This is a genomic window from Pseudomonas sp. SJZ079, assembly GCF_007993865.1.
Lineage (GTDB): Bacteria > Pseudomonadota > Gammaproteobacteria > Pseudomonadales > Pseudomonadaceae > Aquipseudomonas.
On record NZ_VIUH01000002.1, the window covers coordinates 330,636 to 351,833 of the forward strand.

A 21,198-nucleotide genomic window follows, 5' to 3' on the forward strand; every position below is an offset into this window, starting at 1 on the left:
GTGCATAATGCGCCTGTCAGGCCGTTGAGAAACTACTGCGCTCGGCTATGCGGCGTTGAAATCAGGCTCAAAATGCTCATGTACAGCTCGTACACTGCGCTTTTTCGCCTGATTTCGCCTTGCCTAGCCATCGCTCGCTACATTTTTCAATGGCCTGCTGTCCCCCAGGCGCCGGATGCCATGACCGCAACCATCCCCTCACCAAAACGACCGCGCTGGCGCAGCCTGGCCTTGCTGGCCCTGCTCCTGGCGCCCTTGCTCTGGCCGCTGCAACAGTTGGCCGAGCGCTATTACAGCGGCGCGCTGATCGAGCAGAACCGCCAGACCCTCGACCTCTATGTCGCCAACCTGCTGGGCACCCTGCGCCGTTACGAAGTGCTGCCGCAGATCCTCGGCGACCTGCCGGCCTTGCGTAACGCGCTGCTGCAACCGGATAACAGCGCCGACCTGAACCATGCCAATCGCCTGCTGCAGCAGGTGCGCGAGCAGACCGGCGCCGATGTGATCTACCTGATGGACCCTGGCGGCAAGACCCTGGCCGCCTCCAACTGGGATCAGCAGGACAGCTTCATCGAGCGCAACTTCGCCTTCCGCCCCTACTTTCGCGAGGCCTTTGCCGGACGGCCCGGGCGCTTCTTCGGCCTCGGCACCACGTCCGGCAAGCGCGGTTATTACTTTGCCGCCGCGGTGCGCGATGGCGCCGCCATCCTCGGTGTGCTGGTGGTCAAGGTCGACCTCGACCATACCGAAACCCTCTGGGGCAACACCCCGGAACAGCTGCTGGTGACCGATGCCAACGGCGTGGTGATCCTCACCTCGCGCAGCGACTGGCGCTTCCATGCCAGCCGCCCGCTGGACAATGCCGAGCGCGCGGCCATCGCCGCCAATCGCCCTTACCCGACCCTGGCGCCTGCGCCGCTGCGCATCGAGCCACGCACCTGGATTCGGCAAAGCCGCGAGCTGGCGGAAACCGGCTGGACGGTGAACATTCTCGCCCCGCGCCAGCTGATCGACCGTCCGGTGCGTACCGCCGTGGCCATAGGTGGCGGCACCCTGCTGCTGTTGATGCTGCTGCTCGGGTTGTTGATGCAACGGCGTCGTCACTACCTCGAGCGCATCGCCCTGGACGCCCGCGCCCGCCAGCAACTGGAGCAACGGGTGCAGGAGCGCACCCAGGACCTGGAGCGGCTCAACAGCCGCCTGAAACAGGAAGTGCTGGAGCGCGAACAGGCCCAGCAGGAACTGCTGCGGGCCCAGGACGAACTGGTTCAGGCCGGCAAACTCTCCGCCCTCGGCACCATGAGCGCGAGCATCAGCCACGAGCTCAACCAGCCATTGGCGGCGATCCGCAGCTACGCCGACAACGCCGGCGTGCTGCTCGACCATCAACGCAACGACGATGCTCGCGACAACCTCAAGCTGATCAGCCAGCTGACCGAGCGCATGGCCTCGATCATCGCCCACCTGCGCGCCTTCGCCCGGCGCGACCGCCACGCCCCGGAAAGCGTGGCCCTGCAACCGGCCATCGACGATGCCCTGGCGCTGCTGGCGAAACGCCGCAGGGCCATGCAGGTCGAGTTGATTCGCGATCTGCCCGAGGCCACGCTATGGGTGCAAGCCGGCGAAACCCGCCTGCGCCAGGTACTCGGCAATCTGCTGGCCAATGCCCTCGACGCCCTCGCCGAGTGCCCGCAACCCAGGCGCCTCTGGCTCAGCACCGAACAGAACGCCGAGTGCGTCGAACTGCAGCTGCACGACAACGGCCCCGGCTTCTCTGCCGAGGCACTGCAACGCGCCCGCGAGCCGTTCTTCACCACCAAGACCAGCGCCCAGGGGCTGGGTCTCGGTCTGGCGATCTGCGATACCTTGATGCGCGCCCTTGGCGGTGAATTGCTGTTCGCCAATCACCCCGATGGCGGCGCCCTGCTGACCCTGCGTCTGCGCGCCGCCAACCACGGCGGCAACCAGCCCTTGGCCGCTGTTTCGAGTGAAAGCTAGCCCAGTCGCCACTCGGGCACGAGATGTGCAGTCAGGAACGTTTTGCGTGGCCCGTTTCCACCCGCCTGCTGAGGATTTTGCTTCATGACCAGCCTCGACGCCCGTAGCCAAGTGCTGTTGATCGACGACGACCCCCATCTGCGCCAAGCCCTGAGCCAGACCCTCGACCTGGCCGGGCTGAAAGTCGTCAGCCTGGCCGATGCCCGCGGCGTCGCCGCGCGTATCGAGCGCGACTGGCCGGGCGTGGTGGTCAGCGACATTCGCATGCCGGGCGTCGACGGTCTGGAACTGCTCGGACAGCTGCACGAGCAGGACCCCGAACTGCCGGTGCTGCTGATCACCGGCCACGGTGACGTACCCCTGGCGGTCCAGGCGATGCGAGCCGGCGCCTACGACTTTCTCGAGAAACCCTTCGCCAGTGGCGACCTGCTCGACAGCGTGCGCCGCGCCCTGGCCCTGCGCCAGCTGGTGCTGGACAACCGCAGCCTGCGCCTGGCGCTGTCCGATCGCCAGGCCCTCGGCACGCGCCTGGTCGGCCAGTCCCCGGCAATGCAGCGCCTGCGCGAGCAGATCGGCGCCCTGGCCAACATCGGCGCCGATGTATTGATCCTCGGCGAAACCGGCGCCGGCAAGGAGGTGGTGGCGCGCGCCCTGCACGATCTGTCGAACCGCCGCGAGGGTCCCTTCGTGGCGATCAACGCCGGCGCCCTGGCCGAATCGGTGGTGGAGAGCGAGCTGTTCGGCCACGAGCCGGGCGCCTTCACCGGCGCGCAGAAGCGCCGCATCGGCAAGTTCGAGTTCGCCAATGGCGGCACCCTGTTCCTCGACGAAATCGAGAGCATGAGCCTGGAGGTGCAGGTCAAACTGCTGCGCCTGCTGCAGGAACGGGTGGTCGAACGCCTCGGCGGCAATCAGTTGATTGCCCTGGACATCCGCATCATCGCCGCGACCAAAGAGGATTTGCGCCAGGCCGCCGACCAGGGGCGTTTTCGCGCCGACCTGTATTACCGCCTGAACGTCGCCCCGCTGCGCATCCCGCCGCTGCGCGAGCGCGGCGAGGACAGCCTGTTGCTGTTCCAGCACTTCGCCGATGCCGCCAGCGCCCGCCACGGCCTGCCCGGCCGCACCTTGCAACCGGGGCAACGCGCCCTGCTACTGCGTCACGCCTGGCCGGGCAACGTACGCGAACTGCAGAACGCCGCCGAGCGTTTCGCCCTGGGCCTGGATCTTGGCCTGGACCTGGAGGTCGGTCTGCCCAGCCTGGAGTCAGATCCGGCGATGCCCAGCACCCTCAGCGAGCAAGTCGAAGCCTTCGAACGCGCCTTGATCGCCGCCGAGCTGAGCCGCTCGCACAGTTCGCTGCGCAGCCTGGCCGAAGCACTCGGCATACCGCGCAAGACCCTGCACGACAAATTGCGCAAGCACGGGTTGAACTTCGCCGACGCTGGCGGAAGCTCGCCAGACGACCTCGACTAACTGGCGGATTCCCGCCAAATCCTGCCCCAGCCAACGCCCCGCAGGCTGGGTAGAGCAGCGCGAAACCCAGCTCAAGCGTCGATCACAGCTGGGTTTCGCTGCGCTCTAGCCAGCCGACCGAAAGCTCTTTCTCAGTTTGGCATGCCCGTTGCTCTTGCTTATCAGCAGGCGAACCCAACAAGTACAAGTCCAGGCCATCGCTGCCCAGCGTCCGCCGTTTTTCGGCAGGCCGCCTAGACTTGCTCTTGTTCGCCCGTTTTCCGGCGCTGCGGCGCCCAACGCGATAACCACAACAAGAGGAAGCATTCGCATGTTCAAACTGACTGCCAAAGCACTGGCTTGCGCCCTGTCGCTGAGCATCGCCGGCATGGCCCAGGCCGCCGAGCCGATCGTGATCAAGTTCTCCCACGTCGTTGCCGAGAACACCCCCAAGGGTCAAGGCGCACTGCTGTTCAAGAAACTTGCCGAAGAGCGTCTGCCTGGCCAGGTCAAGGTCGAGGTCTACGCCAACTCCTCGCTGTTCGGCGACGGCAAGGAAATGGAAGCCCTGCTGCTGGGCGACGTGCAGCTGATCGCCCCCTCCCTGGCCAAGTTCGAGCAGTACACCAAGCAACTGCAAGTCTTCGACCTGCCGTTCCTGTTCGACAACATCGCCGCGGTTGACCGCTTCCAGCAGAGCGCTGCCGGTCAGGGCCTGCTGAAGTCCATGGAAAGCAAGAACATCACCGGCCTCGCCTACTGGCACAACGGCATGAAGCAACTGTCCGCCAACAAGGCGCTGTACGAGCCGAAAGATGCCCGTGGCCTGAAGTTCCGCGTGCAAGCCTCCGCCGTGCTTGAGGAGCAATTCAAGGCCGTGCGCGCCAACCCGCGCAAGATGAGCTTCGCCGAGGTCTATCAAGGCCTGCAGACCGGCGTGGTCAACGGTGCCGAGAACCCTTGGTCGAACATCTACTCGCAGAAAATGCATGAAGTGCAGAAGTTCATCACCGAGTCCGACCACGGCGTACTCGACTACATGCTGATCACCAACACCACCTTCTGGAACGGCCTGCCGGCCGATGTCCGTAGCGAGCTAGAGAAGATCAACGTCGAAGTGGCTGCCGAAGTGAACAAGCAGGCCGACGCGCTGAACCAGGCGGCCAAGCAGAGCATCGTCGACGCCAAGACCAGCGAAATCATCCAGCTGACCCCGGAGCAGCGCGGCAAGTGGCGCGACGCCATGAAGCCGGTGTGGAAGAAGTTCGAGGCCGATATCGGCGCCGACCTGATCAAGGCCGCCGAAGCTTCCAACCAGCAGTAAGGCCGGAGAGCCGTAGGGTGGGCAGGCGCTTACAGGCCCTGACCCACCACCGATGCCCCGCGCATCGACACGCTGCAACTGGTGGGACGGCGCCACGGCCTCCCACCCTACGTTCTTTCCAACTCCGTATCGGGAGAAGCTATCCATGAATGCCTTGCGGCGCGTCTGGGATCACTTCGAGGAAGGCTTTATCGCCTTCCTCCTGGCCGCCATGACGCTGGTGACATTCGTCTACGTCATCCTCAACAACCTCTACACCCTGTTCTACAACCTCGCCGACCGTTGGCCCGCCGCCAGCGAAAGCCTGTTCGCCATCGGCGACAGCATTCTCGGGATGGCCCAGGCCATGACCTGGAGCATCTCCCTGACCAAGGCCCTGTTCGCCTGGTTGATCTTTTTCGGCCTGGCCTATGGTGTGCGCACCGCCGGACATATCGGCGTCGACGCCCTGGTCAAGTTGGCGAGCAAGCCGGTGCAACGGGCCATCGGCCTGATCGCCTGCCTCGCCTGCCTGGGCTATGCCGGGCTGATCAGCGTGGCCAGCTTCGACTGGGTGCACACCCTGTTTATCGCCGGCATCGGTGCCGAAGACCTCGGCCACTACGGCATCCAGCAGTGGCATATCACCCTGATCGTGCCGTTCGGCTACGCCATGGTGTTCATCCGCTTCCTGGAAATTCTCGTGCGCATCCTGCGCAACCAGCAGACCGGCCTGGGCCTGGCGGATGAAGCCGCCGAGGCGATGAAGCTGACCGAGCACGACGAGCCCCAGCACAAGGAGCCCAAGCAATGACCATCCTGTTCCTCTTCGTGCTGCTGTTCCTGATGATGTTCATCGGCGTGCCGGTGGCCGTGTCCCTCGGCCTGGCCGGCTCGGTGACCATCATGCTGTTCAGCCCGGACTCGGTGCGCTCGCTGGCGATCAAGCTGTTCGAGACCAGCGAGCACTACACCCTGCTGGCGATCCCGTTCTTCCTGTTGTCCGGCGCCTTCATGACCACCGGCGGCGTGGCCAAGCGCCTGATCGACTTCGCCAACGCCTGCGTCGGCCATATCCGTGGCGGTCTGGCAATCTCCGCGGTGCTGGCCTGCATGCTGTTTGCCGCGCTGTCCGGCTCCTCGCCGGCGACCGTGGCCGCGGTCGGCTCGATCGCCATCGCCGGCATGGTGCGCTCCGGTTACCCGCAGGCCTTCGGCGCCGGCATCGTGTGTAACGCCGGCACCCTGGGCATCCTGATTCCACCGTCGATCGTCATGGTGGTGTACGCCGCCGCCACCGAGCAGTCGGTCGGCAAGCTGTTCATGGCCGGCGTGGTACCCGGCCTGCTGCTGGGTGTGGCCTTGATGGTCGCGATCTACATAGTCGCGCGCAAGATGGATCTGCCGGCCCTGCCGCGCGCCAGTTTCCGTGAGTTCATCCGCGCCGCGCGCAAGGCCATCTGGGGCCTGCTGCTGATGGTGATCATCCTCGGCGGTATCTACTCGGGCATGTTCACCCCGACCGAAGCGGCCGCGGTGGCGGCGGTCTATGCCGGCTTCGTGGCGCTGTTCGTGTACAAGGACATGAGCCTGCGCGAGTGCCCCAAGGTGCTGCTGGAGTCCGGCAAGCTGACCATCATGCTGATGTTCATCATCGCCAACGCCATGCTCTTCGCCCACGTGCTGACCACCGAGCAGATCCCCCAGACGATTACCGCCTGGGTCATCGAGGCCGGCCTGCAACCCTGGCAGTTCCTCATGGTGGTGAACATCGTGCTGCTGGTCGCCGGCGCCTTCATGGAGCCCTCGGCGATCATCCTGATCCTCGCGCCGATCCTCTTCCCGATTGCCGTGCAACTGGGCATCGACCCGATCCACCTGGGCATCATCATGGTGGTGAACATGGAGATCGGCCTGATCACCCCGCCGGTGGGGCTCAACTTGTTCGTCACCTCGGCGGTGACCGGCATGCCGCTGACCGCGGTGATCCGCGCGGCCTGGCCGTGGCTGATGCTGCTGCTGAGCTTCCTGCTGGTGATCACCTACATCCCGGCGATCAGCATGGCCCTGCCGAATTGGCTGGGCATGAGCTGACCGGCAACCCTTTAGTGCTCGATGTGCACACTACGCCCGGCTTGGAGCCGGGCATTTTTTTGTGCTCGGTGTAGGAGCCGGCTTGCTGGCGATCCGGGCCGACAAACAGCACAAAAGCATCGCCAGCAAGCTGGCTCCTACATGGGACTGCTGCATGCCACGCTAGCCTTTTTGCTCTGTTTAGAGGGTAGCTTTCAGCCTGCGAGCAGCGGTCGCGGGCCGGGGCCAGCCGCGCAACATGGCGCCCACCCTAGGCCGCCGTCTGCCCGCCCGCCGCCAAGGCCCTGGCCTGCTCACGCAGGACGAATTTCTGCACCTTGCCGGTGGAGGTTTTCGGCAGGGCGCTGAACACCACCGCGCCCGGCACCTTGAAGCGCGCCATGTGCTGCTGACAGAAGCCGATCACTTCTTCTTCGCTCAGCTCGACGCCCGGCTTGAGGGTGACGAAGGCGCAAGGGGTTTCGCCCCATTTGTCGCTGGGCATGGCCACCACCGCCGCTTCAAGAATTTGCGGATGGCGGTAGAGCACGTCTTCCACCTCGATCGAGGAAATGTTCTCGCCGCCGGAGATGATGATGTCCTTGGACCTGTCCTTGATCTCCACATAACCGTCGGCATGCCACACCGCCAGGTCGCCGGAATGAAACCAGCCGCCGGCGAAGGCCTCGGCGGTGGCCGATGGGTTCTTCAGGTAACCCTTCATCACCACGTTGCCACGCATCATGATTTCGCCGATGGTCTGGCCATCCTTGGGCACCGGTTGCAAAGTCTCCGGGTCAGCCACCATCAGGCCGTCGAGTAGCGGCGCGCGCACGCCCTGACGCGATTTCAGGCGGGCCCGCTGCTGTGGAGTTTCCTCGTCCCACTCGGCCTTCCACTCGCAGGCCACACTGGGGCCGTAGGTCTCGGTCAGGCCGTAGACGTGGGTGACGCGAAAATCCAGGGCCTCCATGGCCTCGATGACCGCCGCCGGCGGCGCCGCACCGGCGGTCAGCACCTTGACCGGCCGGGTCTTCAGCGCCTTCAACTCATCGGCGGCGTTGGCCAGCATGTTCAACACGATGGGTGCGCCACAGAAGTGATCGACGCCATGTTCGGCGATCAGCGGGTAGATCGCCTCGGCGCGCACCGCGCGCAGGCACACGCTGGTGCCGACATAGGCGGCCAGCGCCCAGGGGAAGCACCAGCCGTTGCAGTGGAACATCGGCAACGTCCACAGGTACACCGGGAAGCGGTTCATGTCCCAGCACAGGGCGTTGGACAGCGCATTCAGGTGGGCACCGCGATGGTGATAGACCACCCCCTTGGGGTTGCCGGTGGTGCCGGAGGTGTAGTTCAGGGCAATCGCCTGCCACTCATCCTGCGGCATCTGCCAGGCATAATCGGCGTCGCCCTCGGCGAGCAGCGCCTCGTAGTCGAATTCGCCGATCAACCGGCCCGCCTGGTATTCGGGATCGTCGATGCCGATGATCAGCGGCGGCTTGGACAGGTGACTGGTGGCGCGCTGCACCAGCTCGCCGAACTCCTTGTCGACCAGCAGCACCTTGGCTTCGCCGTGCTGCAGGATAAAGGCGATGGTCTCGGCATCCAGACGGGTATTGATGGCATTCAGTACCGCACCGCACATCGGTACGCCGAAGTGCGCCTCGAACAAGGCCGGGCCGTTCGGCGCGATCACCGCCACCGTATCGCCCAGGCCAATGCCACGCCGGGCCAGGGCCGAGGCCAGGCGGATGCAGCGGCTGTAGGTCTCGCCCCAGGTCTGGCGCAGGGCGCCGTTGATCAGCGCCGGACGCTGCGGGTAGACACTGGCCGCGCGCTCGAGAAAACTCAGCGGGCTGAGTGCCTGGAAGTTGGCCGCGTCGCGCGGCATGCCAAATTCGTAAGGGTTAACGCTGTGCATTGTTGTTCTCCAGCCGAGCCTTGAGCTTAATAAACCCTAACAGACACAAGGTCTTTACGAAGTGCTACCTTGGTCGCAGCCGTGACTTACAGGTCACAAACCACGTCAGCATAGGCATCCGAACAGTCGAGCCGGCGCTCGCCCCGCGGCCTTTTCCCGCGTTAGAGGGGCGCAGCGCTGCGTGACAAGCCTGCACAGCATCATCTGCGCTTGTCCTGGCGTACTAATTTGAAGGAGTTTCCCGCGTGATCTCTCGCTTACCCGTAATCGTTGGTTTTGGTGGTTATAACGCAGCCGGACGCAGCTCCTTTCACCACGGCTTCCGCCGCACCGTGATCGAATCGATGACCACCCAGGCGCGCCAGGAAACCCTCGCCGGCCTGGCGGTGATGCTGAAACTGCTGCGTGTGGTCGATGGCGCCTACCAGAGCGAAGACGGCAGCGTGCTCAGCCTGGCCGAGATCGACAGCCGTTTCGCCGAGCAGATCCTCGCCTCGACCCTGGTACGGCGCATCGAGAAGCAGCACCTGGACGTCGACGCCGCCCACTGGCACAAGAGCATCAGCGTCGCCGGCGCAGAAGGCAGCGCGCTGAGCTTCACCAGCAACCGCAAGCAGCTGCCCGAGCCACTGCCGGCCAACTGGTCGGTGGAGCCGCTGAACGCCACCGAGGTGCGGGTCACCCTGCACGACAACTGCGAGTTCAAGGTCGACAGCTACCGCGCCCTGCCGGTGAAATCCGCCGGCCAGCTGCCGAGCGGCTTCGAGCCGAGCGAGCACTACAATTCGCGCTTCCACCCGCGCGGTCTGAGCATGGCTGTGGTCGGGGTCACCGATGCCCTGCGCTCCACCGGCCTGCCCTGGCAGACGATCGTCGACCGCGTGGCGCCGGATGAGATCGCCGTGTTCGCCAGCTGCATCATGAGCCAGCTCGACGAAAACGGTTTCGGCGGCATGATGCAATCGCGCCTCAAGGGTGGCCGGGTCACCGCCAAGCAGCTGGCCCTGGGCCTCAACTCCATGCCGGCGGACTTCATCAACGCCTACGTGCTCGGCAGCGTCGGCACCACCGGCAGCATCACCGGCGCCTGCGCGACCTTCCTCTACAACCTGCAGAAAGGCATCGAGCAGATCAGTTCGGGCAAGGCGCGGGTGGTCATAGTCGGCAGCAGCGAAGCGCCGATCAACCAGGAATGCATCGAGGGTTACGGCGCCATGGGCGCGCTGGCCACCGAGGACGGCCTGCGCCAGATCGAAGGCAAGGAGCAGGTCGACTTCCGCCGCGCCAGCCGCCCGTTCGGCGAGAACTGCGGCTTCACCCTGGCCGAAGCCTGCCAGTTCGTAGTGCTGATGGACGACGAGCTGGCCCTGGAGATGGGCGCCGACATCCACGGCGCGGTGCCGGATGTGTTCATCAACGCCGACGGTTTCAAGAAGTCCATTTCCGCCCCCGGTCCGGGCAACTACCTGACCATGGCCAAGGCGGTGGCCAGCGCGGTGAACCTGCTCGGCAGCGACGCGGTGCGTCAGCGTAGCTTCGTCCATGCCCACGGTTCCAGCACCCCGGCCAACCGGGTTACCGAGTCCGAGCTGCTCGACCGCATCGCCGCAACCTTCGCCATCGATAGCTGGCCGGTCACCGCGGTCAAGGCGTTCGTCGGCCACTCCCTGGCCAGCGCCAGCGGCGACCAGCTGATCGCCGCCCTGGGCAGTTTCAAGTACGGCATCATTCCTGGGATCAAGACCATCGACGCGGTCGCCGACGACGTGCAGCAGCAGCACCTGAGCATCGCCACCCAGGACCGCCAGCTCGGCAGCGAGGCCCTGGACGTATGCTTCATCAACTCCAAGGGCTTCGGCGGCAACAATGCCAGCGCCCTGGTGCTGGCCCCGCACGTGGTCGAGCGCATGCTGCGCAAACGCCACGGCGCGGCCGCCTTCGACGCCTATTGCACCCGCCGCGAACAGACCCGCGCCGCCGCGCAAGAGTACGACCAGCAGGCGCTGCAGGGTCAGCTGCAGATCATCTACAACTTCGGCAACGACCTGATCGACGACAAGGCCATCGAGATCGACACCGCGCAACTCAAGGTGCCGGGCTTTGCCCAGCCGCTGGTGTTCAAGAAGGACGATCGCTACAGCGACATGCTCGACTGAGCATCCGCGCGCAGTTCGTAGGCTGACTTGAGCGCTAGCCAGCGCTCAAGTCAGCGAATAGGCCACTACCCCGTAGCCCGGATGCACTGCGGGGAGGACTTGGGTTTGTAGAGTCCCCGGGTTGCATCCGGGCTACCCAAACCTCGCGCTTCAGTCCAGCGCGCGGGCCAGCTGAATCAGCTCGGCGCGCCACTCGGCGGCGGCGGGCAAGGCCAGGAAGGACGGGTTGAGCAAGGACTCGCGCGCCTGGTAAGTCAATGCGTCACCCTTGAGGGTCAGCACCTCGCCACCGGCGCCTTCCAGCACGCCCTGGGCGGCGGCGGTATCCCACTGCGAGGTCGGCGCCAGGCGCGGGTAGCAATCGGCGCTACCTTCGGCGAGCTGACAGAACTTCAGCGAGCTGCCCACGCTGGTCAGCTGCAAGTCACCGAAGCGCTCACTCAAGCCTTCCAGCAGTCGCTCCTGTGCCGGGCTGGAATGCCGTTTGCTGGCGACCAGGGTAAAGGCGTCTTCGGGCGCCAGGCGTACGCTGATCGCCTGTTCGCGGCCATCCGCCTCGGCGCGCCAGGCACCGAGACCGGCGCCGCCGTAATAGCAGCGGCCAGTGGCCGGGATGCCCACCACCCCGAACACCACCCGCCCCTGCTCGATCAGTGCGACGTTGACGGTGAATTCCTCGCTGCCGGCGATGAACTCCTTGGTGCCATCCAGCGGGTCGACCAGCCACCAGCGCGTCCATTGCGCACGCTCGCTCAGGGCGATATTCGCCGCCTCTTCCGACAGCACAGGAATGCTCGGATCGAGTGCCCGCAGGCCATCGTTGAGAATGTGATGTGCGGCCATATCGGCAGCGGTCACCGGCGAGGCATCGGCCTTCTCGGTGACCGCAACATTCGCCCGCCAGTGCGGCAGGGTTGCCGCGCCAGCGGCGCGGACCAAAGCGATAACCGCAGGAATCAAGGGATGGCTCATTGGACAAATTCTCCACGCTGAATGAGTAGATCGCGCGCCAGGTACAACGCCGCCAGGGCGCGACCCTCGCTGAATTGTGGGTGTTGCATCAACTCGCTCAGTTCGCGCAAGTTGACCCTGTCGACCCGCATCGGCTCCGGCTCGTCGCCGGGCAGGCGTTCTTCGTAGAGGTCGCGGGCCAGTACCACCTGGATCTTCTGGCTCATGTAACCGGGCGACAGGCTCAGCTCGGTCAGGTGCTCCAACTGGCGGGCGCCGAAACCGGCCTCCTCCTTGAGCTCCCGATTGGCCGCCGCCAGCACGTCCTCGCCCGGCTCGACCAACCCCTTGGGCAGCGACAACTGATAGTCGTCGGTGCCGCCGCAATACTCCTCGATCAGCAGCGCATGCTGCTCATCGACCATCGCCACTATCATCACCGCGCCATAACCGACACCCTTGCCGACCAACCGCTCGTAAGTGCGCTCCACCCCGTTGCTGAAGCGCAGCTGCAGCTCCTCGACCCGGAACAAACGACTGCTGGCGACTATCTCGCGGGCGAGTACGGTGGGCTTCTGACGCATGGTGCGGCTCCTTGGCGTGAGTGGGCGGGTTATCATACCCCGCCAACGGCGATTGTCCCTGACAGCGGGTTCACTGCGACGACTATTGCCTGCCAAATTGCGACAACCGCCACTCCTCAGTAGAAGAAGCCAGCATGCAAGCACTGCCCTGGAGCGAGATCGACACCGTCCTGCTGGATATGGACGGCACCTTGCTAGACCTGCACTTCGACAACCACTTCTGGCTGGAGCACCTGCCGCAGCGCTACGCCGAGCACCACGGCATCAGCCGGGCACTGGCCGACGCCGAACTGTTGCCGCTGTTCCGTCAGCACGCCGGCCAACTCAACTGGTACTGCACGGATTTCTGGAGCCGCGAGCTGAAGCTGTCGATCCGCGACCTCAAGCGCGAAGTCGCCGAGCTGATCGCCCTGCGCCCGGACGCCGACACTTTCCTCGCCGCCATCCGCGCGGCGGGCAAGCGCGTGGTGCTGATCACCAACGCGCACCGCGACTCGCTGTCGCTGAAACTCGAACGCATCGAACTGGCGCCCTACTTCGATCGCCTGATCAGCTCCCATGACTACGGCTTCGCCAAGGAGCACCAACAGTTCTGGTTCGCCCTGCAACAGGACTTCGCCTTCGACCCGGCGCGCAGCCTGTTTATCGACGACAGCCTGCCGGTGCTGCGCAGCGCCCGCGCCTATGGCATCGGCCATTTGCTGGCGGTGCGCGAGCCGGACAGCCGTCAGGGGCCGAAGGACACCGAAGAGTTCGCCGCGGTGGAGGATTACCGCGATCTGCTGCCCTGAACCATGAACCATGAACCATGAGCCGTGAACCGTCAGCGGCCCTATGGAAAAACGACCTGCCAGTGTCCGCGCTCGGCATCGCGGCAATCGTCATTAGACGCCCGCGCCCGGCGGGCTTAGGCTAGGCCAATAAGCCGCATTCAGAGACGCTCAGCCATGTCACGCGCCGCCTTCACTTCCCCCACCGCTCAGGCCTCCGAGGTGCCCAGTCACGACGGAGAGGTCTACGCTTACGCCGAACTGGGCGCGCCGAGCGTGGTGGCCGACGCCGTACTGGCCGAGGAGTGCGCGCTGGCCATCAGCTACAACGGCATCAGCCATGCGGTGATGATGGTCTCGCCCTCGACAGTGGAAGACTTTATCGCCGGCTTCAGCCTGAGCGGCGGCCTGGTCGATTCGATCGACGAGATCTACGACATCCGCCTCCAGCGCAGCGGCGCCGCCCTGAATGCCGAGGTCGACATCAGCAACCGCGCCTTCTGGGCGCTCAAGCAACAGCGCCGGCAACTGGCCGGCACCAGCGGTTGCGGCCTGTGCGGCGTGGAAGCCCTGGAGCAGGCGCTGCCACAACTCAAGGTCTTGCCCGGCAGCGCGCTGCCAGCCGCCGCCCACCTGGATAACCTGCGCGAGCGCATCGGCGCCGCCCAGCAACTGGCCCGACATAGCGGCGCCCTGCATGCCGCGGTGTTCGTCGATGGTCAGGGCGAGGTGCGCCTGTGCCGCGAAGACATCGGCCGGCACAACGCCCTGGACAAGCTGATCGGCGCCCTGCTGCGCGAGCGCATCGACCGCCATAACGGCTTCGCCGTGGTCACCAGCCGGTGCAGCCTGGAGCTGATCCACAAGGCCGTGCGCGCCGAGATCGGCACCCTGGTCAGCCTCTCCGCCCCGACCAGCCTGACCGTGGACTGGGCCCGCAAGCACCGCCTCAACCTGATCCACCTGCCGCACCGCAGCGCGCCACGGGTGTACAGTCCGGCGCCACCTACGGCGGACGCCGAGGCCTGAACCAGGGCCCTACGGCGCCCACATGGCGTTTATTGAAGGTCAGAACAAAAAAGCGTTACTCACCGCTTGCGGGGAGAGTCCATATACGCTTGTTATGCGCTGTACGTTAGAGCTGTATTAGATGAATGTTTTCGGGTTATTAGCGCATGAGCGAAAAGGCAAGATATAGTGGCGATTGCTGCGCCTAACAATAGCGCAGGCCAAATATATTTAAGCGCAGGAATAAAATCTATTTCCATACTCTGCATTATGTATGGAATTGAACCAGCGCCACTGCCCATGATAGCGACTGCGACCAAGGTAACAATATAAGATATAAATATTACCGCTTGAACCTTTGCGCTTTTGATGTTGGTCTTGATTAGGCGGATTGCATAAGCGAGCGATATGACGGAAATAGCCAAAAGGGAAAGCGTGCTAGTAGCCCAGTACGCAATGCCTCTGGTTTCTACCAAAAAAAGAAATAGCCCAAGACAAGCAGTAATTACTGCGATACAGAGCATTAAGGTGATGTTGAATTTACGCATATTACTTCCTTGTGCATAAGGTTTGGTTAAGGGCCGGGTTTTAGCCGACCCTAGTGAGTGAAGCGGGCGGTCTTGAACCGCATGTTAACCGTGCGCAGATAACCGCATGGGTACAAACTGTATACCATTTTTATTTTGTAGCTCGGCGGTAGGGATGAAACCGAAGCGTGAATACACCGGCACGGCATAGATAGATGAATTTACAGTGAAAGCCTCAACATTATCGTTTTTGACGGCTTCAGTTTTCAGATATTGCCAGAGTCCATATGCGACACCCTGACGGTGAAAGTCAGGATGAACAAATAAATGGTAAATGTGTTTATTATCTCGGAGCGCTGCCACCCCAGCCAATTCTGTGTCTATAAATCCAAGGACGTAACTGAATTTCTCGTCTGTGATATAGCCAGCGATCGCCGCTTGCGAAATGCTGGCCATAAAGCCATCTGCCCCAGCGACAGACGGGTTTAATAGAAAATAGTGAGCAACACTATGAATTAGCTTTGCGACACATACTGAGTCGGTTTCGCGGGCTAACTGGATTACGAGTTTTCCGTTCATAAGGCTAACTACTAAGCGACACGCCATATCGCGTTTGTAAGCGACATCGTGTCGTTTAACATTCCTTGTCGTCCTGTAAGTCCTTGTCTAGCCTTGGCTTGTCGCGGGGACACGACTTACGCAGGGGGAAACGCGACATGGATGACGCCAAGCCCAAGCTGCTGGAGCAGGTGCGCCAGCAGATTCGACTCGAAAACTATTCCATTCGAACGGGAGCTGTCTATAGCGAATGACGGGAAAAGCAGACCGATTAATTTACATACGACAGAGTGATCGAACCACAAAAATAATCTGCTCGTCTTTCAAACTCCAAGAGCTCGGCACGATTTATTCGAAACCCGCGGAGGCCCTCGACAACAAACAACAAGCCCGCGAAATATGCGGGCTTATTGTTGAGCGATGCACCTGACCGGGGCCAGTGCACTGGACAGTGAATCAGGCGCGCTTGGCCAGCGGTTCGATCTGCTCGCGCAAGCCCTGCATCGCCTCCAGGGCGAAGGCGCTGAGGCCTTCGCCGGCGGTGGCGTCGATGTGCGCATAAAGCGCGGTGCGCATCTGCGGGTCCCATTGTTTCTTCAGGTGCAGGGCGAAGTCCGCGCGCGCCTGCTCGGGGTTAGGTTGCGATGCGAAGAAGGTGCCGATCTGGTTGGCCATCTTGATCAGTTGTGTGGCGTTCATGCCCATCTGCGAACCTCTGTGCGGTCGAAGAGCTGAATAGGTGTACCGGCGGGCCGCACGACGCGGACCCGCCAGCGGCGCTTAGAGCTGGGTCACCTTGATCCTCGGCAGCAGGTCGAGCTGCTCCTTGGTGAAAGCCTGGAACTCGTCCTGCCACTGCGAAGGCGCTTCCACCTTGCTGATCTGCACGGCGGTGACCTTGTACTCGGGGCAGTTGGTCGCCCAGTCCGAGTTGTCGGTGGTGATCACGTTGGCTCCGGATTCCGGGTGGTGGAAGGTGGTGTAGACCACCCCCGGCTGCATCCGCTCGGTCACCACCGCACGCATCACCGTCTCGCCGGCGCGGCTGTTGATGCCGACCCAGTCGCCGTCCTTGATCCCGCGATCCTCGGCATCCACCGGATGCATTTCCAGCACGTCCTCGGAGTGCCAGGCACCGTTGTCGGTACGGCGGGTCTGCGCGCCGACGTTGTACTGCGAGAGAATCCGCCCGGTGGTCAGGATCAGCGGGCGCTTGCGCGAGGTGCGCTCCTCGGTGGGGATGTACTCGGTGATCATGAAGCGACCCTTGCCGCGCACGAAATGGTCCTCGTGCATGATCGGCGTGCCTTCCGGCGCCTCGTCGTTGCACGGCCATTGGATGCTGCCCAGGCGCTCCAGCTTGGCGTAATTGACCCCGGTGAAGGTCGGCGTCAGGCGGGCGATCTCGTCCATGATCTCGGACGGATGGCTGTAGTTCATCGGGTAACCGAGGGCGTTGGACAGCGCCACTGTGACTTCCCAGTCTTCCTTGCCCGCCAGCGCCGGCATCACCTTGCGCACCGGCGAGATGCGCCGTTCGGCGTTGGTGAAGGTGCCGTTCTTCTCGAGGAAGGAGGCGCCCGGCAGGAACACGTGGGCGAACTTGGCGGTTTCGTTGAGGAACAGGTCCTGCACCACCACGCACTCCATGGCCTTCAGCGCGTCGGTGACGTGCTGGGTGTCCGGGTCGGATTGCGCCGGGTCTTCACCCTGGATGTAGATGCCCTTGAAGGTGCCGGCATGCGCGGCAGCGAGCATGTTGGGGATGCGCAGGCCCGGCTCGTCGAGCAGCTTGACGCCCCAGGCCTCTTCGAACTGCGGACGCACCACCGGGTCGGAGACGTGGCGATAGCCCGGCAGCTCATGGGGGAAGGAGCCCATGTCGCAGGAACCCTGCACGTTGTTCTGCCCGCGCAGCGGGTTGACGCCGACGCCGGTACGGCCGATGTTGCCGGTGGCCATGGCCAGGTTGGCGATCGCCATCACGGTCGAGGAGCCCTGGCTGTGCTCGGTCACACCGAGGCCGTAGTAGATCGCCGCGTTACCGCCGAGGGCGTACAGCCGCGCCGCAGCACGCACTTCGGCCGCCGGCACGCCTGTCGAGGCTTCCAGGGCCTCGGGGCTCTGCCGCTCATCGGCGACGAAATCGCGCCACTGCTGGAAGGCCTCGGCCTCGCAACGCTCGGCGACGAAGGCCTCGTCGACCAGGCCTTCGGTGACTATGACGTGGCCCAGGCTGTTGAGCAGGGCGACGTTGGTGCCCGGACGCAGCTGCAGGTGATGATCGGCCTTGATGTGCGGCGAGCGCACCAGGTCGATGCCGCGCGGGTCGGCGACGATCAGGCGGGCGCCTTCACGCAGACGACGCTTGAGCTGCGAGGCGAATACCGGGTGGCCGTCGGTGGGGTTGGCACCGATCACCAGCACCACGTCGGCGGCCAGCACCGAGTCGAAGTCCTGGGTCCCGGCGGACTCGCCGAGGGTGACCTTGAGGCCATAGCCGGTCGGCGAATGGCAGACCCGCGCGCAGGTGTCGACGTTGTTGTTGCCGAACGCGGCACGCACCAGTTTCTGTACCAGGTAGGCTTCTTCGTTGGTGCAGCGCGAGGAGGTCAGCCCGCCGACCGAGTCGCGGCCATACTGCGCCTGGATGTCCTTGAAGCGCTTGGCGGTGTAGCTGATCGCCTCGTCCCAGCCGACGGTGCGCCAGGGCTGGTCGATGCTCTCGCGGATCATTGGCGCGGCGATGCGGTCCGGGTGGGTGGCGTAACCCCAGGCGAAACGGCCCTTGACGCAGGAGTGACCGTGGTTGGCGTGGCCATCCTTGTTCGGCACCATGCGCACCACTTCGTTGCCCTTAACCTCGGCCTTGAACGAGCAGCCGACGCCGCAGTAGGCGCAGGTGGTGATCACGCTGCGCTCGGCCTGACCCATCTCGATCACCGACTTCTCCATCAGTGTGGCGGTCGGGCAGGCCTGTACGCAGGCGCCGCAGGACACGCACTCGGAGTCGAGGAAATCCTCGTCCTGGCCGGCGGCGACGCGCGAGTCGAAGCCGCGACCGTCGATGGTCAGGGCGAAGGTGCCCTGCACTTCTTCACAGGCGCGCACGCAGCGGTTGCAGACGATGCACTTGGCCGGATCGTAGCTGAAATAGGGGTTGGACTCGTCCTTGGCCTCGGCCAGGTGAGTCTTCACCGGGTCGTAGCGCACCTCACGCAGGCCGACCACACCGGCCATGTCCTGCAGCTCGCAGTTGCCGTTGGCCGAGCAGGTCAGACAGTCCAGCGGGTGGTCGGAGATGTACAGCTCCATGGTGCCGCGGCGCAGTTCGGCCAGCTTCGGGCTCTGCGTGCGCACCTTCATGCCGGCTTCCACCGGGGTGGTGCAGGACGCCGGGTAGCCGCGGCGGCCTTCGATTTCCACGGTGCACAGGCGGCAGGAGCCGAACGGCTCGAGGCTGTCGCTGGCGCACAATTTCGGCACCGAGATGCCGGCCTCTTGCGCGGCGCGCATCACCGAAGTGCCGGCTGGCACTGTGATGGCGGTGCCGTCGATTTCCACCGTTACCGGGGCGCCGGTACGGGCTGGGGTGCCATAGTCGAGTTCACGATACAGGGCCATGAGGACGCCTCCGGATCAGCGGGCTTCGGTGGTGTCTGGCGACACCCCGAAGTCCTCGGGAAAGTGGTTGAGGGCGCTCATCACCGGATAGGGGGTCATGCCCCCGAGGGCGCAGAGCGAACCGCCGAGCATGGTGTCGCAGAGACTCTTGAGCAGCTCGATGCGACCCGGTTGCGGACCTTCCGAGCGAGCGACGATGATCTGCTCGAGCAGCTCCTCGCCGCGGGTCGAACCGATCCGGCAGGGCGTGCATTTGCCACAGGACTCGATGGCGCAGAATTCCATGGCATAGCGCGCCATCTCGGCCAGGTCGACGGTGTCGTCGAACACCACGATGCCGCCGTGACCGAGCACCGCACCGAGGGCGGCGAAGGCCTCGTAGTCCAGTGGGGTGTCGAACTGCGATTCCGGCAGGTAGGCACCCAGCGGGCCGCCGACCTGCACCGCGCGGATCGGCCGGCCGCTGGCCGAGCCGCCGCCGTAGTCATACAGCAGCTCGCGCAGGGTGACGCCGAAGGCCTTCTCGATCAGGCCGCCACGGGCGATGTTGCCGGTCAGCTGGATCGGCAGGGTGCCGAGCGAGCGGCCCATGCCGAAGTCCTTGTAGTAGGCGCCGCCCTTGTCGAGGATGATCGGCACCGAGGCCAGGGAGATCACGTTGTTGATCACCGTCGGCTGGCCGAACAGGCCCTCGATGGCCGGCAGCGGCGGCTTCGGCCGCACGGTGCCGCGCTTGCCTTCGAGGCTTTCCAGCAGCGCTGTCTCCTCGCCACAGATGTAGGCACCGGCGCCGCGACGCAGCTCCAGGTGGAAGGCCCTGCCGCTGCCGAGCACGTCGTCGCCCAGGTAGCCGGCGGCGTAGGCGCTGGCGATGGTCGCGGTCAGCGCCGCCTCGGCGTGCGGGTATTCGGAGCGCAGGTAGATGTAGCCCATGGTCGCGCCGACGGCGAGACCGGCGATGGTCATGCCCTCGATCAATACATAGGGGTCGTCTTCCATCACCATGCGGTCGGAGAAGGTGCCGGAGTCGCCTTCGTCGGCGTTGCAGACGATGTACTTCTGCGCCGCCTCGCAGCCGGCCACGGTGCGCCACTTGATCCCCGTGGGGAAGGCCGCGCCGCCACGACCGCGCAGGCCGGATTCGGTGACTTCGGCAACAATGGCCTCGGGCGCCATGCTCAGTGCGCGCTTGAGGCCGCGGTAGCCGTCGTGGGCAATGTAGTCATCCAGCGACCAGGGATCGGTGATGCCGGCGCGGGCAAAGGTCAGGCGCTCCTGGCGCTTGAGGTAGTCGATCTCTTCGGTCAGACCCTGGCCCAACGCATGTTCCTTGCCTTGGAGGAAGCCGGCGTCGAACAGGCCCGGCACGTCCTTGGTCTTGACCGGGCCATAGGCCACGCGCCCGGCCGGGGTGCTGACCTCGACCATGGGCTCGAGCCAGAACAGCCCGCGCGAGCCATTGCGCACCAGCTTGATGTCCAGGTTGCGCGCCTTGGCCTCGGCGGCGATGGCCTGGGCTACGCGGTCGGCACCCAGGCTCAGGGCGGTGGCGTCACGCGGCACGTAGACGGTCAAAGTAGCTGCACTCAAAGTCGCCTCGCTCATGCCTGTGCCTCCTGTTCGGCCAGCAGGGCCAGCAGGCCCTCGGCATCGACGCGGCCGTGCAGCTCGCCGTTGAGCATGGCGTTCGGCGCGCAGGCGCAGTTGCCCAGGCAATACACCGCCTCGAAGGTCAGGCTGCCGTCTTCGCGGGTCTCACCCAGCTCCAGGCCGAGCTTGCTCTGCAGCTCCGCGGTCAGCGCCTTGACCCCCATCGACTGGCAGGCTTCGGCCTGGCACAGCTTGAGGTGCTGGCGCCCCGGCGGGCTGGCGCGGAAATCATGGTAAAAACTGACCACCCCGTGCACCTCGGCGCGCGACAGGCAGAGATCCTCGGCGATCAGCGGCAGCATCTCGGGCGGCACGGCGCCGAGGCGGTCCTGGATGTCGTGGAGGATGGGCAGCAGTGCGCCGGGCTGACCCCGGTGGGCGGTCAGCACCTCACGGGTAACGGCCTGGCACTGCTCGGGGTCGAAGCGCTGGGGAAGAGTGGCCATGTTCGAAGCTCCAGCCGGCGGGTAAAGCCGGTGCTGTCTAGGAAATAACTCGACTCACTCACGGCTGATGAGTCGGTTATTTCTGGCGTCACCCTAAAGGGCCGCCACATATGAAATAAAGTTCTTATAATCAGGCTAAAATTCGCCCGATGACGCAAAGTATCATGGGCC

17 protein-coding genes are annotated in these 21,198 nt (G+C 64.4%); 8 read left to right on the forward strand and 9 right to left on the reverse strand.

Annotated features, from left to right (window positions below; all coding sequences use genetic code 11):
• Window positions 1-180 precede the first annotated feature (180 nt).
• The 5 genes from FBY03_RS03685 (at window position 181) to dctM (ending at window position 6,850) form a co-directional block, all read left to right on the forward strand.
• The gene (locus FBY03_RS03685; RefSeq protein ID WP_178090543.1) at window positions 181-1,998 is read left to right on the forward strand and encodes an ATP-binding protein; all 1,818 of its coding nucleotides are present in this window, start codon (window positions 181-183) and stop codon (window positions 1,996-1,998) included.
• Between the two features lie 84 nt (window positions 1,999-2,082).
• Entirely contained in the window at window positions 2,083-3,474 is a 1,392-nt protein-coding gene (locus tag FBY03_RS03690; RefSeq protein ID WP_147170840.1) for a sigma-54 dependent transcriptional regulator, read from the forward strand.
• 310 nt (window positions 3,475-3,784) lie between these two features.
• Complete coding sequence (dctP, locus tag FBY03_RS03695; protein WP_147170841.1) at window positions 3,785-4,777, forward strand: C4-dicarboxylate TRAP substrate-binding protein DctP; 993 nt, start codon at window positions 3,785-3,787, stop codon at window positions 4,775-4,777.
• 145 nt (window positions 4,778-4,922) lie between these two features.
• The gene (locus FBY03_RS03700; RefSeq protein ID WP_147170842.1) at window positions 4,923-5,570 is read left to right on the forward strand and encodes a TRAP transporter small permease; all 648 of its coding nucleotides are present in this window, start codon (window positions 4,923-4,925) and stop codon (window positions 5,568-5,570) included.
• Entirely contained in the window at window positions 5,567-6,850 is a 1,284-nt protein-coding gene (gene dctM, locus FBY03_RS03705) for a C4-dicarboxylate TRAP transporter large permease protein DctM (RefSeq protein WP_147170843.1), read from the forward strand. The genes FBY03_RS03700 and dctM overlap by 4 nt, the downstream gene beginning before the upstream one ends.
• A 250-nt stretch (window positions 6,851-7,100) precedes the next feature.
• Here dctM and FBY03_RS03710 read toward each other — a convergent pair whose 3' ends face one another.
• Window positions 7,101-8,753 (reverse strand): acyl-CoA synthetase, encoded by a 1,653-nt coding sequence (locus tag FBY03_RS03710; protein ID WP_147170844.1) that lies wholly within the window; start codon window positions 8,751-8,753, stop codon window positions 7,101-7,103.
• A 248-nt stretch (window positions 8,754-9,001) separates the two neighbouring features.
• Here FBY03_RS03710 and FBY03_RS03715 point away from each other — a divergent pair, with 248 nt between their 5' ends.
• Window positions 9,002-10,909 (forward strand): beta-ketoacyl synthase, encoded by a 1,908-nt coding sequence (locus FBY03_RS03715; protein ID WP_147170931.1) that lies wholly within the window; start codon window positions 9,002-9,004, stop codon window positions 10,907-10,909.
• Window positions 10,910-11,059: 150 nt separating this feature from the next.
• Here FBY03_RS03715 and cysQ read toward each other — a convergent pair whose 3' ends face one another.
• Window positions 11,060-11,881, reverse strand: coding sequence for a 3'(2'),5'-bisphosphate nucleotidase CysQ (cysQ, locus tag FBY03_RS03720; protein ID WP_147170845.1), 822 nt, complete (start codon window positions 11,879-11,881; stop codon window positions 11,060-11,062).
• A complete protein-coding gene (gene nudE / locus FBY03_RS03725; RefSeq protein ID WP_147170846.1) occupies window positions 11,878-12,444 on the reverse strand; it encodes an ADP compounds hydrolase NudE in 567 nt (188 codons plus the stop codon). The genes cysQ and nudE overlap by 4 nt, the downstream gene beginning before the upstream one ends.
• Window positions 12,445-12,578: 134 nt before the next feature.
• Between nudE and yrfG the strand changes: the two genes are divergently transcribed.
• Complete coding sequence (gene yrfG / locus FBY03_RS03730; RefSeq protein WP_147170847.1) at window positions 12,579-13,235, forward strand: GMP/IMP nucleotidase; 657 nt, start codon at window positions 12,579-12,581, stop codon at window positions 13,233-13,235.
• Between the two features lie 156 nt (window positions 13,236-13,391).
• Entirely contained in the window at window positions 13,392-14,243 is an 852-nt protein-coding gene (gene fdhD, locus FBY03_RS03735; protein ID WP_147170848.1) for a formate dehydrogenase accessory sulfurtransferase FdhD, read from the forward strand.
• A 92-nt stretch (window positions 14,244-14,335) separates the two neighbouring features.
• On the opposite strand, the gene FBY03_RS03740 is transcribed toward fdhD, so the two are convergent.
• The 6 genes from FBY03_RS03740 to FBY03_RS03765 form a co-directional block, all read right to left on the reverse strand.
• Window positions 14,336-14,770 (reverse strand): hypothetical protein, encoded by a 435-nt coding sequence (locus FBY03_RS03740; RefSeq protein ID WP_147170849.1) that lies wholly within the window; start codon window positions 14,768-14,770, stop codon window positions 14,336-14,338.
• A gap of 84 nt (window positions 14,771-14,854) precedes the next feature.
• Window positions 14,855-15,328 (reverse strand): GNAT family N-acetyltransferase, encoded by a 474-nt coding sequence (locus tag FBY03_RS03745; protein ID WP_178090544.1) that lies wholly within the window; start codon window positions 15,326-15,328, stop codon window positions 14,855-14,857.
• Window positions 15,329-15,763: 435 nt separating this feature from the next.
• Window positions 15,764-16,006 (reverse strand): formate dehydrogenase subunit delta, encoded by a 243-nt coding sequence (locus FBY03_RS03750; protein WP_256677853.1) that lies wholly within the window; start codon window positions 16,004-16,006, stop codon window positions 15,764-15,766.
• 81 nt (window positions 16,007-16,087) lie between these two features.
• Window positions 16,088-18,931, reverse strand: coding sequence for a formate dehydrogenase subunit alpha (fdhF, locus tag FBY03_RS03755; RefSeq protein ID WP_147170852.1), 2,844 nt, complete (start codon window positions 18,929-18,931; stop codon window positions 16,088-16,090).
• Window positions 18,932-18,946: 15 nt separating this feature from the next.
• On the reverse strand, window positions 18,947-20,536 hold the full coding sequence (locus FBY03_RS03760; RefSeq protein ID WP_147170853.1) for an NADH-quinone oxidoreductase subunit NuoF: 1,590 nt from the start codon (window positions 20,534-20,536) through the stop codon (window positions 18,947-18,949).
• Window positions 20,533-21,027 (reverse strand): formate dehydrogenase subunit gamma, encoded by a 495-nt coding sequence (locus FBY03_RS03765; RefSeq protein ID WP_147170854.1) that lies wholly within the window; start codon window positions 21,025-21,027, stop codon window positions 20,533-20,535. The genes FBY03_RS03760 and FBY03_RS03765 overlap by 4 nt, the downstream gene beginning before the upstream one ends.
• Window positions 21,028-21,198 lie beyond the last annotated feature (171 nt).